This is a genomic window from Burkholderia sp. Ac-20384, from assembly GCF_017104605.1.
GTDB lineage: Bacteria > Pseudomonadota > Gammaproteobacteria > Burkholderiales > Burkholderiaceae > Burkholderia > Burkholderia lata.
Genome location: NZ_JAAGPE010000225.1, coordinates 1 through 15,842, shown reverse-complemented (window position 1 = coordinate 15,842; position 15,842 = coordinate 1). Strand labels below are relative to the sequence as shown.

Annotated in this window: 13 protein-coding genes; 7 read left to right on the top strand and 6 right to left on the bottom strand. The window is 62.3% G+C overall.

What is annotated here, in order from left to right:
* Positions 1-277 precede the first annotated feature (277 nt).
* The 3 genes from G3O00_RS30365 to G3O00_RS30355 all read left to right on the top strand — a co-directional run bounded on the left by G3O00_RS30365 (position 278) and on the right by G3O00_RS30355 (position 2,695).
* Positions 278-445 carry a hypothetical protein gene (locus G3O00_RS30365; protein WP_206145234.1) on the top strand — a complete coding sequence of 56 codons (168 nt, stop codon included), beginning with the start codon at positions 278-280 and terminating at the stop codon, positions 443-445.
* A gap of 49 nt (positions 446-494) precedes the next feature.
* Positions 495-1,595, top strand: a complete 1,101-nt coding sequence (locus G3O00_RS30360) for a 3-dehydroquinate synthase II family protein (protein WP_174930023.1) — start codon at positions 495-497, stop codon at positions 1,593-1,595.
* A gap of 77 nt (positions 1,596-1,672) precedes the next feature.
* Positions 1,673-2,695, top strand: a complete 1,023-nt coding sequence (locus tag G3O00_RS30355) for a methyltransferase (protein WP_206145233.1) — start codon at positions 1,673-1,675, stop codon at positions 2,693-2,695.
* A gap of 24 nt (positions 2,696-2,719) precedes the next feature.
* Here G3O00_RS30355 and G3O00_RS30350 read toward each other — a convergent pair whose 3' ends face one another.
* Positions 2,720-3,427 carry a FadR/GntR family transcriptional regulator gene (locus tag G3O00_RS30350; protein ID WP_174930025.1) on the bottom strand — a complete coding sequence of 236 codons (708 nt, stop codon included), beginning with the start codon at positions 3,425-3,427 and terminating at the stop codon, positions 2,720-2,722.
* A 302-nt stretch (positions 3,428-3,729) separates the two neighbouring features.
* Between G3O00_RS30350 and G3O00_RS30345 the strand changes: the two genes are divergently transcribed.
* Both G3O00_RS30345 and G3O00_RS30340 read left to right on the top strand, forming a co-directional pair.
* Positions 3,730-5,976 (top strand): TonB-dependent siderophore receptor, encoded by a 2,247-nt coding sequence (locus G3O00_RS30345; protein ID WP_241025409.1) that lies wholly within the window; start codon positions 3,730-3,732, stop codon positions 5,974-5,976.
* A 147-nt stretch (positions 5,977-6,123) separates the two neighbouring features.
* Entirely contained in the window at positions 6,124-7,038 is a 915-nt protein-coding gene (locus tag G3O00_RS30340) for a prolyl oligopeptidase family serine peptidase (protein ID WP_206145232.1), read from the top strand.
* A gap of 197 nt (positions 7,039-7,235) precedes the next feature.
* Here G3O00_RS30340 and G3O00_RS30335 read toward each other — a convergent pair whose 3' ends face one another.
* The 5 genes from G3O00_RS30335 to G3O00_RS30315 all read right to left on the bottom strand — a co-directional run bounded on the left by G3O00_RS30335 (position 7,236) and on the right by G3O00_RS30315 (position 14,176).
* Positions 7,236-9,245, bottom strand: coding sequence for an MBL fold metallo-hydrolase (locus G3O00_RS30335; RefSeq protein ID WP_206145231.1), 2,010 nt, complete (start codon positions 9,243-9,245; stop codon positions 7,236-7,238).
* 384 nt (positions 9,246-9,629) lie between these two features.
* Positions 9,630-10,406, bottom strand: coding sequence for a hypothetical protein (locus G3O00_RS30330; RefSeq protein WP_206145230.1), 777 nt, complete (start codon positions 10,404-10,406; stop codon positions 9,630-9,632).
* Between the two features lie 482 nt (positions 10,407-10,888).
* Positions 10,889-11,827: an alpha/beta hydrolase gene (locus G3O00_RS30325; protein ID WP_206145229.1), complete on the bottom strand. Its 939-nt coding sequence runs from the start codon at positions 11,825-11,827 to the stop codon at positions 10,889-10,891.
* 244 nt (positions 11,828-12,071) lie between these two features.
* Positions 12,072-13,151 carry a D-cysteine desulfhydrase family protein gene (locus tag G3O00_RS30320; RefSeq protein WP_241025408.1) on the bottom strand — a complete coding sequence of 360 codons (1,080 nt, stop codon included), beginning with the start codon at positions 13,149-13,151 and terminating at the stop codon, positions 12,072-12,074.
* On the bottom strand, positions 13,148-14,176 hold the full coding sequence (locus G3O00_RS30315; protein WP_206145228.1) for a D-alanine--D-alanine ligase: 1,029 nt from the start codon (positions 14,174-14,176) through the stop codon (positions 13,148-13,150). Before G3O00_RS30315 ends, G3O00_RS30320 begins: the two co-directional genes overlap by 4 nt.
* A gap of 233 nt (positions 14,177-14,409) precedes the next feature.
* On the opposite strand from G3O00_RS30315, the gene G3O00_RS30310 reads away from it, so the two are divergent.
* Entirely contained in the window at positions 14,410-15,312 is a 903-nt protein-coding gene (locus G3O00_RS30310; protein WP_206145227.1) for a LysR family transcriptional regulator, read from the top strand.
* Between the two features lie 393 nt (positions 15,313-15,705).
* The coding region (locus tag G3O00_RS30305; RefSeq protein WP_206145235.1) for an acyl-CoA dehydrogenase N-terminal domain-containing protein at positions 15,706-15,842 on the top strand (137 nt) is incomplete at its 3' end.

The window sequence follows — 15,842 nt, the reverse complement described above, 5'->3', positions numbered from 1 at the left end:
GACCGCGCAGTGCGTTTCCGGACCGACGACGGCGCGCGCGTCGGTCTTGCCGATGTCGCGCCCGGTATCCGGCTTGCCGGCTACGAACCGGGCGCCGGCTGGGTGGATTGCCGGATGAGGGCCGCCGACTCCCGTTAGGTCCTTTCCGTCAGCCGCTAGTTTACTCCTGTCCCTCACCCTGCGTTATCCTCTTTGAAGGATATTGGCCTTGAAGAAGCTTTTCTGGATTTAGCTGCGCAACATCGGCGAGACCGCGGACGCGAACACGCGCGTCGTGATGCGCGCCGACCGCGCAGTGCGTTTCCGGACCGACGACGGCGCGCGCGTCGGTCTTGCCGATGTCGCGCCCGGTATCCGGCTTGCCGGCTACGAACCGGGCGCCGGCTGGGTGGATTGCCGGATGAGGGCCGCCGCGTCGCGTTCGGTCGTTTCCGTCAGCCGCTAGTTTCATCCTGTCACTCAACCTGCGTTATCCCCTTCGAAGGAGATTGGCCTTGAAGAAGCTTTCCTGGATTGACCTGCGCAACATCGGCGAGCTCGCGGACGAGATCACCGAGGAAGCGCTGCATGTCGGCGTGTCCGCATTCGTCGTGAAGGATGCGGAGCAGGCCGGGCGGCTGCCGCCGAGCGCGTGCAAGGTCGCGGTCGTCGATCGGCAGCCGGCCGATGCCGCGCTGCTCGAGCAGGTGCAGATCATCCTCGTGAAGGATGGCCTGCCGGTCGATTTCGCGGTGCCGGACGGCGTCGAGATCGGCGTGTTCATCGAGGTGACGGGCGAAGCGACGCTCACGCGCGCGTGCGAGCTGTCGACCACGACGCCGTGGCTGCTCGTCGAATTCCTGCAGGACCCGAGCAAGATCCCGCTCGAGATCCTGCTGGCCGCCGCCGATCAGGCGTCGGGCGAGCTGATCACCGTCGTGGCCGACCTGGAGGACGCGGAGGTGACGCTGAACGTGCTGCAGCGCGGCCCCGAGGGCGTGCTGGTCGCGCCGACGCAGGTCGGGCAGGCCACGCAGCTCGTGTCGATCTGCAGCGACACGGTCGAGGATTTGCAGCTCGAGGAAATCGAGATCGTCGGACTCACGCACCTCGGGCCGGGCGAACGCGTGTGCGTCGATACCTGCTCGCGCTTCGAACAGGACGAGGGCATCCTCGTCGGCTCGTATTCGACCGGCATGATCCTCATCAGCAGCGAAACGCACCCGTTGCCGTACATGCCGACCCGCCCGTTCCGCGTGAACGCGGCCGCGCTTCATTCGTACGTCGTCGCGCCGGACAACCGCACGCGCTATCTCGCCGAGCTCGAATCGGGCGCGGAGATCCTCGCCGTCAACGTGCAGGGCAAGGCGCGCCGCGTCGTGGTCGGGCGCGCGAAAGTCGAGACGCGGCCGCTGCTGCTGATCGAGGCGAAGAATGCCGCCAATCGCGCGATCAACATCATCGCGCAGGACGACTGGCACGTGCGCGTGCTCGGGCCGAAAGGCAGCGTGCACAACATCACGGAGCTCAAGCGCGGCGACCGCATCCTCGGCTACACGCTCGATGCGCAGCGCCACGTCGGCTATCCGATCACGGAATTCCTGCACGAGCAGTGATCCGCATGCTTCATTGACGATGCGATCGCCCGGTGCGTCACGTGCCGGCGCGGTCGGTTCATGTTCAGGAGTACTTCATGGAAAATGCGGCAAAACAGGTGCTGGATACGCTGTTCGGACGGTGGCGCAGCCGGATCCTGTATGCGGGCACGCGGCTCGGCGTGTTCGATGCGGTGACGACCGACGCGCCGGTGTCGTCGGCCGTGCTCGCGGCGAAGCTCGACGTCGACGAGCCGCTGTTGTACCGGCTGCTGCGCGCGCTCGCGTCGCTCGGCCTGCTCGACGAGGACACGCGCCGCGGCTTCCGGGCCACCGCGTCGGGGGCGCTGCTGCATGCGGACGCCCCGAGCACGCTGCGCGATTTCGTGCTGCTGCAGGAGGGGCCCGAGCACTACGCGATCTGGGCGCACCTGCCCGACATGGTGCGCGAGGGGCAGCAGAACGGCTTCGTTCGCGAGTTCGGCGCGATGGCGTTCGACTATGCGAAGGATCACGAACGCTACCGGACCGATTTCAAGCGTGCGATGTCGAGCTTCTCGACCGTGCAGTCGGAACAGGTGGTCGATGCGTTGCGCGACGTCACGTTCGCGCCTGGCACGCATGCGTGCGACATCGGCGGCGGCCAGGGGCACATGCTGTGCAGCCTGCTGCGGCGGTTCCCGTCGCTGACCGGCGTCGTGTTCGACCTGCCCGAAGTGATCGACGGCGATACCGATGACTGGGCGCAGCGGATGGGCGTGAGCGCACGTTGCAGCAAGGCCGGCGGCAACATGTTCGACGCGGTGCCGGCGGCCGACGTCTACCTGCTGAAGCTGATCCTGCACGACTGGAACGACGACGAGTGCGTGGCGATCCTCAAGCGGGCGCGCGAAAGCGCGCGGGACGGCGCGCGCGTGTTCGTGATCGAACGGGTCGTGCCGGCCCCGGGTGTCGCGCACTTCTCGAAGCTCTACGACATCCACATGATGTGCTGGGGCAGCGGCCGCGAGCGCACGCGGGACGAATACGACGCGCTGCTCGTTGCTGCCGGTTGGCGGCCCTCCGGGGTCCGCCCGGCACCTGACGGGCAGATCGACGTGATCGAGGCCGTCGCCGCCTAGTGTGTCCCTAGCGCGCCGGGCGCGTCAGGCGGCCGGCGTTTCGCGGGTTTCGAGCCAGGTCATCTGCGGCTTGAGGATCGCGAGCGTCGCGCGAACCGCCTTGTTCTCGTCGCGCTGTTCGATCGCGTCGAGCACGGCCTGGTGCGCCCGCATGTCCGGCTCGGGAATCTCGGCTTCGTCGAGTTCGACGAGGATGTCCTCGACGTTCGCGAGGATCGAGCCCGAGAAATAGCGATACAGCGCTTCCAGCGCGTGATTGTGCGATGCGGCGGCCACGGCGATGTGAAACGCGCGGTCGCGCTCGACGAACTTCTTCACGTCGCGCGACGCTTCGCGCTCGCCACGTGCCTTCAGCAGCTTGCGCAGCGTTGCGAGATCCTCGTCGGTGCGCCGGCGTGCCGCGTAGCGCGCGCATTCCGTTTCGAGCATGCACTGCAGTTCGAGATGGTCGCTGCGCGCGGCACGATCGACGTCGCGCATCGTCTCCGCCGGATCGACATTGCGGCGCACATAGGTGCCGTCGCCCTGGCGCACTTCGAGCACGCCGGAATACGCGAGCGTGCGAACCGCTTCGCGCACCGTGTTGCGCCCGACCTCGAGCTGCTTCGCGAGATCGAGCTCGGTCGGAATGCGCTGACCGACGCGCCAGATGCCGGAAGTGATATTGGATTTGAGGATCTCGATCGCCGAATCGACGAGCGAGTGTCGGGTGGCCGGGGGCAGGCTTGACATTGCGTGTTTCGCTTGAAGCTAGAGGGTGTCGCTATCCTATCATCCGATCATTCGTTTGGTCGTTCAGGATAACGATATTCAAACGTGACATTTTGTTAACGTCAGACGAATAAACCTGCGGCCCACTGTTGCGCGCCGCGCATTCGTTGATTGCTTCCGCCGGCATTTACCTGCGTTGCGTCGACGTAAATGATTCTCATTCGCTGTTCAGTCGAGGTCGCCGTTGCATCAGCGGCCCGTCTCCCTACTCAAGGGCGCGGCGTATCCGCCGACGTCCGTCTCCGCTTTCCGGATAACCCGAGATGAATCGATCACACACCGGTCGCCGTGCGCGGCCAGGATTTCCATTGCCGCGCGCGGCGTTGCGGCGCGTGCCGGGCTGGGCGGCCGCACTGGCCTGTGCGACCGCGATGCCGGTTGCTGTTGCGGCGCAGGATGCGCCGGACGCGGGCGAGCCCGCCGCGGATGCGTCGCTGCTCGCGCCGATCGTCGTCGATGGACGACGCGAGACGGGCGTCGGCCCCGTGCAGGGCATCGCGGCCGACGTATCGCGTGCGGGCACCAAGACCGACACGGCGATCGTCGAGGTGCCGCAGGGCCTGTCGGTCGTCACGCGCGAACAGATGGACCGGCAGGACGTGCACAGCGTCGGCGACAGCCTGCGCTACACGCCGGGCGCCTACGCGGACTCGCGCCCCGGCGGCGTGCTCGAGAGCGTGTTCCTGCGCGGCTTCGGCGGCTTTGCGGCGGCGGCGATCAATCCGCAGATGCTCGACGGCCTGCCGTTGCCGAAAGGCGTGAACTGGGCCGCGAGCGTCGTCGATCCGTGGACGCTCGAACGCATCGACGTGTTGCGCGGCCCGGCGTCGGTGCTGTACGGGCAGGCGAGCCCCGGCGGCATCGTCGACATGGTCAGCAAGCGGCCGACGCGCGATGCGCAGCACCTGCTTGCCGTGCAGACCGGCAACCGCGATCGCGGGCAGCTTGCGTTCGATTTCAGCGGGCCGGTGACGAAGGACGGCACGTGGCGCTACCGGATCGACGGCCTCGCGCGCCGCGCGGACGAGCAGATCGATTATTCGCGGCAGCAGCGGATCGTCGTCGCGCCGTCGCTGACGTGGCAGCCGAACGCCGATACGAGTTTCACGCTGCTGGGGTCGTTCCAGCGCGATCCGCATAACAACTTCGCGGGCTGGCTGCCGGCCCTCGGTACGCTTTGGCCGGATTCGGGCCGGCGGATTCCGACGCACTTCTTCCCGGGGCTGCCGGGATTCGATACGTACGACCGCACGCAGGCAATGATCGGCTACGCGTTCGAGCATCGTTTCAACTCGACGTGGAAGGTCCGGCAGAACGTGCGCTATACGCACCTCGATGTCGACTTCGCGGGCGCGGCCGTGAATTTCATCGCGCCTTATCTGTCGCCGGGCGTGCTGAACCGTTCGTTGTCCTGGTCGCGCGAGCACGTGAACCATCTCGCGCTCGACAACCAGGCCGAGATGCGCATGATGACCGGGCCGGTCGAGCATACGGTGCTGGCCGGGCTGTCGTATGAGCATGCGGTGGCGAATCTCGTCGGGTCGGGCTTCGGCGCGGCGCCGCCGCTCGATACGCGTGCGCCCGCTTACGGGCAGCCGTTTACCGTGCCGCCGGTCGCGCAGCAGACGCGTCAGACGCCTGACCGGATCGGCGTCTATCTGCAGGATCAGGTGCGTTGGGACCGGTGGGTCTTTACGCTCGGCGGGCGTGAGGAGTGGTCGCGCACGACGACCGATGACCTGCTGCGGTCCGCGAGTGTGCGGCAGAGTACGCGAGCGTTTACGGGGCGCGCGGGGGCGGTTTATCTGTTCGATAGCGGCTTCGCGCCGTACATGAGCTATTCGACTTCATTCGAGCCGGCGCTCGGCACGCGCTTCGATGGTCAGCCGTTCACGCCGACGAAGGCGAAGCAGTTCGAGGTCGGGTTGCGCTATCAGTCGCCGGATCGGCTGCAGAACGCGTCGATCGCGGCATTCGATATTCGCCAGCGCAATGTCCTGACCGCCGATCCCGAGCATCCGTTTTTCAGCGTGCAGACCGGGGAGGTGCGATCGCGCGGGATCGAGCTGGAAGGGCGCACGCGCGTGTGGAAGCAACTGGATGTGATTGCTGCCTACACGTATCTCGATACGACGGTGCAGGCCGATACGGATCCGACCGTCGTCGGCAAGCGCGTGGCGGCGGTGCCGCGGCATCTCGCGTCGCTGTGGCTGGACTATGCGGTTGAGCGGCCGGGTTTGCGCGGGTTGAAGGTGGGTGGTGGTGTGCGTTATGTCGGGCGCAGTGCGGGTGACAACGTCAATACGTTCGATGTGCCGGCTGTCGTGCTGTTCGATCTCGGGCTGTCGTATGACCTTGGCGTTGAACGGCCCGCGTGGAAGGGGTGGCGCGTGGCGGCGCACGTGAACAACCTGTTCGACCGGACTTACGTGTCGTCGTGTTTTTCGGCAGGGGGGTGTTTCTATGGCACGCGGTTGATGGTGACGGGGGATGTCAGTTACCGGTGGTGATCGCGGGTGACGATCGCGATGCAGGTGCGGGCAGGTTGTGCGCGTGCGGTTGTCCCGCCGGTGCCGCCGCCCGGATACACTGACGCCTTCGCCGTATGCGTCGCGGCAGCGTGGACCGTCGGCTTGGGTTTCGTGGAGTGATCGCCCATGAGCATCGTCGTTCGTCGAAAGCAGATAGCCATCCTCTTGTGCCGGGTGCTGATCTCGGGCGCGTTGATCGCTTCCGTCGTTGGCTGCGCGGCGACGGCGGTCGGCGACACGTCCATCGCGCCGGATCTGCATGAAACCGTCGTCAAGGTCCCGGTCGACGAAGGGGCGAGCACACGCGACATCGTTGCCACCACCTATATGCCGGACGGCCCCGGGCCCTTTCCGTTGATCGTGCTGAGCCACGGCAGCCCGCCCGATCCGCGCGACCGGCCGAAGGTGCGCCGCTACCGCGCATTGCCGCAGATCCGGACGTTCGTGCAACTCGGTTTCGCGGTCATCGTGCCGATTCGCCGTGGATACGGGGCGACGGGCGGGGTCGATGAAGAGGATGCGGGTTCGTGCCGGCATCCCGATTACCTCGCTGCGGGCCAGCAGGCCGCGCGCGATGTGCTCGCGGCCGTGCGGTATGCGCAGACGTTGCCGCAGGTGGATCGAAACCGCGTTGTGCTGGTCGGGCAATCGGCGGGTGGGTTTGCTTCGCTGGCGGCGGCGAGCTATGCGCCGCAGGGGGTGGTTGCGGTGGTGAACTTCTCGGGTGGGCGTGGGGGGAACCCGACGACTCATCCCGGCATGCCGTGCGATCCGAAGCAGATGGCCGACACGATCGGGCATTTCGCGAGTACGACGCGGGTGCCGGTGCTCTGGCATTACGTGCAGAACGACAAGTATTTCGCGCCGGAGGTGGTGGCGACGTGGTTTGCCGCGTTTCAGGGGGCGGGTGGGCGCGGGCAGATGGTTGTTGAGCCGCCGTTTGGCAGCAACGGCCACGGGATGTTCTCGGTCAAGGAGGCGATACCGATCTGGTTGCCGCACTTCGAGGCGTTTGTCGGGCCGTTGGTGGCGATGAAGTAGGGGGATTGGGGGCGGCCGCTGCCGACCCTTCTCAGCCATACGAGACATCTAAACCCACCGTCTTCTCTGCAATGCTGAGCCGCCGCTCAACTGCTTGTACGGTGGCCCGGTGAACGACTGCTCGTGGCAGGTCGGTGCGACGCCTGACTTGCCTTCGCGCCAAGCAGTTCCCACCGGTGCCGCGTGCAATCCCGCACCTAACCTTTCTTGACGTGCTTTCTTGGGGTGCTCCCAAAATTTGCATGTGTCTTGCGAACGTCGATCAATTGCTGCAACAGCATATTGGTTCTGCGTTGTTCCTGAAGCAGTTCCCGAATCAGGGAATCAGTCTTGGATTCCGTTTCATGGTCCAGCCATTTCTTGGCGTTCAGGTCGTACCAGCGACCGCTTGCATCCGGCAGTTCGACTCGGCCGATCGCGCGATCTTCCGGCAGTGCGCGATTGCTTCGCTCTTCGATGGCCTCCTTCAATCCCGCGCGAGCGGTATCGTGCCCGTGATTGATAAACACCGTTGCGGGTATTTGGGGAACGTCAGTTTCGCTCTTGCCGACAGCCTTGAAGATGAAATCGAGCAGGCCGTCGCGATCTGCATGACCTGAGTAATAACCCTTGACGTCGATAATATTCGCTGGAAAGTTGTTCAGCGCTATAGCCTCTCCGCCAATGTCAATTTTCTCTTCTGCAAGTGGTTCGCCGCTATCACGTGCCTGACCGAGTCGCAGCAATGCGTCTCCCGGCGTGCCTTTGGACATGTAGCCCGTGATCAGCACGCTGGCCGGCAGGCTGCGCGAGACGATCTTCTCCAGATGCTGCAAAACCGGGCCACCGCCGCACATGCCAGCGCCCGTGATGAGAATGCATCCTCGATCCAACAAGGCTGACCGTCTGGGCGTTTTGAAATCTTTCGTGTACCGAATGTCGTGAATGCCAAGCGTGATGACCTTGTCCTCTCCATCGTCAGGTGGGAACAAAGTCTTGAGCAATTCGTCCACTTCGTTCTCGTTGGTGAGGCCGAGACGCTCGGTCATGTTGCGATTACGGTATAGGGTTTCGTCGGGCCTATTTTGCTGTCGGCGACATAGCTCATCGCCAAATACGGCGCTGAGCTTACGCGCCAAAGGCGAATCAAGCACGATTTCAACCGGATACGCTTGCTTGCGCTCTGAGATCAAGTGGAGCAAAAAGGAGGTGTCGATCGTCGCATCATGGCGGAGATGAAACCGCTGGCCGAATTTCGTGTTCTCTTCCTGGATGGCGCTTTCTATTTTCACGCGCTCATCCTCGGGCAGCGCTTCGGTGGCTGCCTTGATGACGCGCTGGACGATCCAGTTCCAGTCATTGGCCTCCAATTGCTTCAGAAGCTCACGCGGCAGTTCATGGGTCTGACAGGCAATCTCGGCGGAAAAATCACGCTTGAGAATCTGATACAGATCCAGCAAGACCTCTTGCGTTCGGTGAAGCGAAAAGGTCGGGATTAGCAGGAGAGACTTCTTCTCATAGACCTCGGTTTTAACGATTTCCGTCAGCTTGTCCATCCGATGCTGATGGTCCGAGAAGTTTGCGGCTCGGTTTCGGTTGCCATAGGTCGATTCGACGATGATCTCACCAGGGTTTCCATAGATGCCCTGGCGTCCGGCAAGCAGCGGCTGAAACGAATTTTCCTTCGTGTTATTGCCGAGGTCGCCACTCATCGTTGTGTAGACCTTCTCATCGGAATCATTGCGCCAGCCGATGGTGATCGATGCTGCACCAAGAATGTGCGCCGACCGCGTGAATGACGCGAACAGATCAGTATCGATGCGCATCATCTTTGAGAGGCCGAATTCTGACTCGTCATCGATGGTGCGGAAGCGGATCTGCTGTACGTCCTGCTCAGTGAACAAGCCTTTCGCATGCTTTGCGGAGTCCATCAGCGAAATCCTGGCAAGTTCGGCCGTTGCTTTAGTGCAGATCACCTTTCCGCTAAAACCCTCTCTGTAAAGTCTTGGAATCAGCCCGCAATGATCCTGATGCGCATGCGTTAGAAACACAAAATCGATTTCGGATGCGGAAAATGGGAATACCCGTGAGTTGACTGCAAGGTCGTTTCCCTCGCCTTGTGTTAGGCCGCAGTCCACCAGAAACTGAATTTGGGTACGATCATAGAAGAAATGTGTACATGAACCTGTGACACGGCCCCCGCTTGCCCCAAGGAATCGAAGTCTCATCGCTTTATTGTATTGTCGTGTTGAAGGAAAAAAACTTTCGTATGGTACAACGGCAAGGCGTCGATTTTCTTAAGGTTGTGCCGCAACCGAGTGGCGCCATTGCAGTTGGTTCCAGACGTCGGCAGCGACGCTATCGACTGACTCTCTTTGGCCGGAAGCCGCCCCATGTGGAAGACCGCATCCGACCTATTGCGGTCGGTGATCGTCAATCGGCGGAAATCTGCTCCAGTTTGGAAAGCGGACCGCAGTTAAAACGTTTCAAGAAACTGCGCTCAGCTCCTGTTCACCTGCTGGACCAGGACGAATCGTTCGTGGTTTTCGGCGCGGGAGTCAGAGGCAATTGGTCAAGTGCGTTGCCTCTCACTATCTCGGCATGTCCCGGAGTCATTGAGTCGTGCCCGGTGCTGAGCCCGGCAAGTCTATCGGCAAGGGGTTTGGCAACTGAAAAGGTAGCGAAAATTCTCCGCGTCCCTTGCTCGGTGGTGCGACAGGAGCTTTCGGCGCGATGTCAGGGTCGAGATATGGCTCGAAAGTGATCTCGATTTTGTTCGTTCGGTCCGTCTCGTTCGAGTGTGATCCGGTCAGACCGAAGATCGTGTAGCCAAAATTGACACCTTCGCCTACCGACGTGTCGATCTCCATGGCGTACGACAGAGTATTCTTCACTGCGTTGTTATCCTGCCTGAGGTACACACACGGCTTGCGGGCTGACTCTTTGAGCATCGCTTCCCGTAAGCCAATCAATGCATCGGCGAGGGGGGTATCCGTTGTGGGGCTGAGCGGCGTGATCCCGGTGTCGGCTGCGGGGTAAACATTGAGAACCAGCGTCTGAGTCCCTTTTCTGGTCAAACTTCCGGTTGCGCTGACGCTTAGCGTCGCTGGCAGCGGCACGGGCAATGCGAGCTTGGGATCCACCTCCGTTTTCGAAGTGTGGACGACTGAGAGTGTCACCTGCGCGCTGGTGACATGAAAGTTGACGTAACCACGGCATGCATTGTGCAGCGGAGCGTCATTGGCATGCTTTACTTCGTATTGCTCGTACATCCCGAGCTCGATTTTGACGCGGGACAAGACGTCTTCGAGGTTGACGGTAGGCGGAGGCGGGGAAAAAACGCTACAGCCTGAAAGCAAAACAGCGGGGAGGAGAAGGCCGTAACGCATGGCTGACTTCCTTCTGAAATAGGAGGATGGCGGCAACAATTGCGAGAATTACGATGAGGAACCTATCCCGGCAGAAGGAATTGCCTAATTAGGGATTACGATAGTCAGGTTGCTGAGCTGGCACCCCAAGATAGCAACGTCTCCAAGCTAGCGGACTTCGGAAAGGACGAGTGACCGATACGCGTCGAGTTTCAGCCAGATGCCCTGTCGAGCGAGCGTTGCCTCCTGGCCCGAAACTTCCGGTGATGATCTGCGGAAACCAACTCTTCCGAGACCTTTGCTGCACGATTGCGTGCGGCATCTTCTAAACCGAATTCGGACGGTCAAAATACGCCCGCACTGATGTCCGGGCGGCTCCCGGTTGCGCTCCGGTCAATTCCTTATTGGATTTCTCGCAGGACAGCCGTGAGGATCGAATTGCGCATTCATCCGGCGATTTCCGAGAGCGCGCCATCAGGCGGTGATCACGAAGGTCGTCAGCCTCATCGCGACTCACCCGCATTAAGAAAAGTAACCAGCGCCCCCATCGTTCGATCAGGCGCCTCGGACATCAGCCAATGACCCACCCCTTCGATCACTTCCCCCTGCACGTTCACCGCCGCCCCGCGAACCTGATCGATCGTGAAATCACCGGCGGCCTTCTGTCCGGTCAGGACGAGAACCGGCATCTGCAATGGCGTCCTGGCGAACTGCTGGAAATCCCGGATGTCCTGCGGAAAAGCGTGGAACCATTCGAAGCCCGCACACATGCGGCCCGGCTGCGCATAGATGCTCGTATAGAGCGCGCGGTCCACCTCCGACACTGAATGCTCGGGATTAGCCGCAAAGTCGTTCCAGAAATGGTCGAGGTAAATTCGCTCGCGGCCCTGCACGAGCTTCAGCGGCGTTTCGCCATAAAACGTGAAATGCCACTTCGCGGGCGAGTAATAGTATGGCTGCCAGTTTCCGACACCCGGCAGGAACGACTCCATCAGCACAAGGCGCCTGGTTTCGTCCCGATACTGGGCGGCGTACGCGTACGCCACCATGAGGCCGATGTCGTGTCCCACGACCTCGACGTCGCGATAGCCGAGCGCCTTCACCAGCGCGTGAATGTCCTGGGCCATCGTTTTCTTGTCGTAGCCGCCTGCAGGGATGTCCGACGCGCCGGCGCCCGGCAGATCCGGCGCGATCACGACGTGGTTCACGGCCAGCTTGGGTATGAGTGGCAGCCACATGTGGCTCGTCTCGCCATAGCCGGCCAACAGTACGATGGGCGTGCCGTTCCCGGCGCCCGCCTCCAGGTAGTGAAGCCCGATACCGTTGACCGTTAGCGAATGTTCCGTGACCGCGGGGGTCGCTGCATACGATTGAGCCTGAAAAGCCAACAGGAAAGCCAACGCGGCACCAACGCGCCGCAGCCAAAGCTCGAGTGATTTCATCGCCTGCTCCTCTCTTCGAACGAATTCAACGAAAAATTCGAGTGGCCGGGAGCCCGCGCCGAAATGGCGTCTACAGGTCTGCATGACCGTACTCGAATGGTCATGTCATTGTGTTGTGGCCGAGGAGCTCAGACGTACCACCGACGTGACGAAGACATTCGATGCTTTCGAACAAGTCTGCAGGGGAGACAGGTGGCCTCCGTTCGCCTTGAAATGCCGCATCTGGATGGCCGATGGGACTCACTCAGCCATTTCGAGCCATCTGAAACTCGCGCCGGTACGCGAATAAGCCAGGCAATCCCCCGGTCATGACGAAGAGAATGTTTTGGTCGGATGCGTAACGACCTGACGCAACGCCTTCAATCAGCCCCGCAAACGCCTTTCCGCTATAGACCGGATCGAGCAATAGCCCTTCTTGCGAGGCCAGCAGCCGGACGGCGCGGCGCATGGCGTCCGTGGGGATACCGTAACCGGGGCCGAGTTGCGACGCGTCGACGCGAACGGCATCGGGCGAGATTTCCGTACCAGGACTGATGATGCTGGCCGTCTGCTGCGCCTTGTCGAGCGTGGCGCGATACGCGTCCGCGGCTGGGGCATAGACGGTGTAGCCATCGACTTCGACCGTCCCGGTCCCGAGTGCCGCGAAGCCGGCAACCAGCCCGGCATGTGTGCCGCCACTTCCGTTGGGCACGATGATGCGATCGAAGTGAGTGCCTAGCGCCTGAGACTGCTGGACGATTTCGGCTGTGCACGCAGCATAGGCGAGGCAGCCAACCGGGCTTGATCCGCCGAACGGGCAGACATAGACACGGTGGCCTGCAGCACGCAGTTCGTCTGCACGTGCGATGGCGTATGCCATCGCGTCGGCCGAAGCCGGCAAATCGTGCACACGAGCGTTGAACAGGTTATCGAGCAGGACGTTGCCGCTTTCGATGTAATCGGCGTCGTCGCGCGGCACGGAGCGTGTGAGCACAACCTCGCATCGCATCCCCGCGTGGGCTGCGGCAGCCGCGGTCAGCCGTGCGTGATTCGATTGCCTCGCGCCAACCGTGATGACCGTGTCGGCGCCTGACTGTAATGCCTCGCCAATCAGGAGCTCCAGTTTCCGCAATTTGTTGCCGCCGCCGCCCACGCCCGCTACGTCCTCCCGCTTGACATGAATGGTCGCCCCGCCAAGACAGGCACTCAGGCGCGGCAGGGGATGAATCGGCGTTGCGCCATCGAGCAGACGGTAACGCGGCACCCGGATTGAGTCGAAACCGAACAATCCCTGGAGGTTCGCTCGCGCAGGGTACGCGAGAGAGGTTGGCGCGCTGAAAGTCATGCGTGCACCTGATGGCGATTGATGCCCGCAAGACAGATCCGCTCACAGAGCTGCGGAAACGCGATACCGGATGCAGCCGCGGACTGCGGGAGCAGGCTCGTGGCGGTCATGCCCGGCAGCGTGTTCACTTCGAGGCACCAGAGAATGCCCTGCGCGTCCAGCCTGAGGTCCGTTCGGCTGTAACCGTCGAGTTCCAGCAGCGCGTGAGCGCGCAATGCGATTCGTTGCGCTGCTTCGAGTGTGGCCGCCGGCAACGTGGCCGGAAACTGTTCAAGCACATGTCCCGCTTGATACTTCGACCGGTAATCGAAAATCGCGCCCGGCTCGATGACGATTTCACCAACGCTCAGTGCCTGCGCGCCCAGCACGCCGACAGTCAACTCTCGGCCTGCGATGTACTGCTCCACCATCACCTGTGTGTCGAACCGGCGAGCGAGGCGCACTGCGCTTTCCAGTTCGTCGGGCGTGTGCACCAGCGACAGGCCAACGGTCGAGCCTTGCCGATTCGGTTTGACGATGAGCGGATAGCCGACGCGACGGGGTATGTCATCGAAATCGCATGGCAGCATCATCCAGCGCGGCGTGCGGATGCCGACGGAGGAGAACAGGCGCTTTGTCATGTCCTTGTTCATGGCAATTGCGCTACCCATGTGTCCGCTTCCCGTGTAAGGCACGCCCGCCAGGTCGAGCATCGCCTGAATGGTGCCGTCCTCGCCGGTACCGCCGTGCAGCGCGAGAAATGCGACATCGGCTTCGGTCAGTTCGGGACAGCGGAGCAGGTCGAAGGCAGCCGAGGGCGAACGGGTAGACACGCGTGACGGCGGTGGTGCGTCATGGATCCGCGAGGTCAGGAGAAGCGCATCTTCTTCCGGCGACAGCGGGCCTCGAGCGGTGTCTATTGCCACCACGTTGTGACCGGCGCTACGCAGTGCCTTGATCACTTGAGCGGCGCTGGAAATGGAGACGTCGCGCTCTTCGCTGGCGCCGCCGAAAAGTACCGCGATCTTGAGAGTGAAATCACGCATCGTTTTTTTTACGCGATGAAAATGGGTGGGATGACAACCAGAGCAGACAAGCTGGGCGATCGAGGTGGATGGTTCTGCCCGTCAATGCGCTGCGGACGCGAAGTGCAGCGACTGCGTGCCCGTGTTTTCTGCTGTGGCTGGCTACTTTAGGTAGCAATTTCATCCACGTATACTTATCGTTCTTGTAGTAATGCATTAGCCATTTTTAATGATCCACCTGGTGGAGGTACGCGTTGGAAGTCGGGCGACTGAAGGCACTTCTGGAACTGGCGAGGTATGGGACGATGGCGGCCGCCGCCGAAGCGTTGCACCTGACGCCATCGGCCGTTTCACAGCAGATCTCGCAGCTGGAGGAGGAGGCGGGTGTCAAACTGACGGAGCGCGTCGGCCGTGGCGTCAGGCTCACGCCGGCGGGGCATGCATTGGCAGGTCACGCCGAACGGGTGATGGTCGTACTGGACGAGGCGCGCTCGGAATTGGCAGAGCTGCGGCGGGAGATGGTGGGGGAGCTGCGCGTCGCCGCGTTTCCGTCGATTGCTTCGCTGGTACTTCCTGACGTGCTCAAGAAGCTGCGGCCCGCGTATCCACGCCTGGAAATCGAACTTGAAGAGCTGGAGCCCATTGACGCGGTCGCGGCACTCCGGGCGTGGCGAACGGACATCGCATTGATCGACGATCTTTCGATCAAGACGGACAATGACCAGGAGAACATCGAGGTCGTGCCGCTGGCGGAGGATGTCCTTTACGTAGCGGTCGCGACTGATCATCCATTGAGCAACAGGCCATCGCTTGGTGTCGCCGATCTCCGGCACGAAACCTGGGCGATGGAATCCACGTGGAGTACTTTCGGCGGTTTCGTCATCGACTTGTGTCGTCGCGCCGGCTTCGAGCCTCGGATCAACGCCAAATGTCGCGGATCCGAAATGGTCGAGGCGATGGTGGCATCCGGCTGCTCGGTGTCGGTTGCCCCTGGGCTGCGGGTGCTGCGGGCACCGCCCGGCGTGGCGTGGGTCAAGTTGAAACCGGAGGTGCGGCGCAAGATTTATGTCGCTTATCGCCGCGGCGAGCGTAACCATCCGATGATCAAGGCGTTCCTCAAGGAAGTTGTTGAAACTGTATCGAGCGTTCTCGGCTAGCTGAATCGGCGAGGGCCTTGAACTTTCTCATGGGCCGCGGTAGCCCATCAAACTGGGCGACCCGTTTCCAGAGCCAGGGCGCTCGTCGGTCTGCACCCGCGGGAATGGCCGTTCGGACCGGCTGCGCCGATCACCCCGGCGCGGCACGGAGATTGCTCGCTGATTCGTCTGAATGATCGAACCCGGATCCGGCCAAACCCCTATCCAGCCAGCCGATTCCCGTCTCACCCCCCCATCCCGTGGCCGATTTTGTCACCACATGGGCCGGATATGACAGTAAGAATCGCCCGCCGTGGCATTACGATGCCTCACGTCGTCGCCCGGGCCTGAGCCGGTTTTCCCGCCTCTCGCCCCACAGCGCCCCTCATACCCCGTCTGATTGGAACATCGACCATGAGCTATAACGCCCCCGTCAAGGACATGCTGTTCGTGCTGAAGGAACTGGCCGGCATCGACGCCGTTGCGCAGTTGCCGGGCTTCGAGGATGCCGGTTACGACACGGCGCAGGCCGTGCTCGACGAGTCCGCGAA

Bases quoted from the DNA above. Each gene is read 5' to 3' on its own strand.
- G3O00_RS30365 (WP_206145234.1), top strand. From the start codon at position 278: ATGCGCGCCGACCGCGCAGTGCGTTTCCGGACCGACGACGGCGCGCGC.
- G3O00_RS30355 (WP_206145233.1), top strand. From the start codon at position 1,673: ATGGAAAATGCGGCAAAACAGGTGCTGGATACGCTGTTCGGACGGTGG.
- G3O00_RS30350 (WP_174930025.1), bottom strand. From the start codon at position 3,427: ATGTCAAGCCTGCCCCCGGCCACCCGACACTCGCTCGTCGATTCGGCG.
- G3O00_RS30345 (WP_241025409.1), top strand. From the start codon at position 3,730: ATGAATCGATCACACACCGGTCGCCGTGCGCGGCCAGGATTTCCATTG.
- G3O00_RS30340 (WP_206145232.1), top strand. From the start codon at position 6,124: ATGAGCATCGTCGTTCGTCGAAAGCAGATAGCCATCCTCTTGTGCCGG.
- G3O00_RS30335 (WP_206145231.1), bottom strand. From the start codon at position 9,245: ATGAGACTTCGATTCCTTGGGGCAAGCGGGGGCCGTGTCACAGGTTCA.
- G3O00_RS30330 (WP_206145230.1), bottom strand. From the start codon at position 10,406: ATGCGTTACGGCCTTCTCCTCCCCGCTGTTTTGCTTTCAGGCTGTAGC.
- G3O00_RS30325 (WP_206145229.1), bottom strand. From the start codon at position 11,827: ATGAAATCACTCGAGCTTTGGCTGCGGCGCGTTGGTGCCGCGTTGGCT.
- G3O00_RS30320 (WP_241025408.1), bottom strand. From the start codon at position 13,151: ATGACTTTCAGCGCGCCAACCTCTCTCGCGTACCCTGCGCGAGCGAAC.
- G3O00_RS30315 (WP_206145228.1), bottom strand. From the start codon at position 14,176: ATGCGTGATTTCACTCTCAAGATCGCGGTACTTTTCGGCGGCGCCAGC.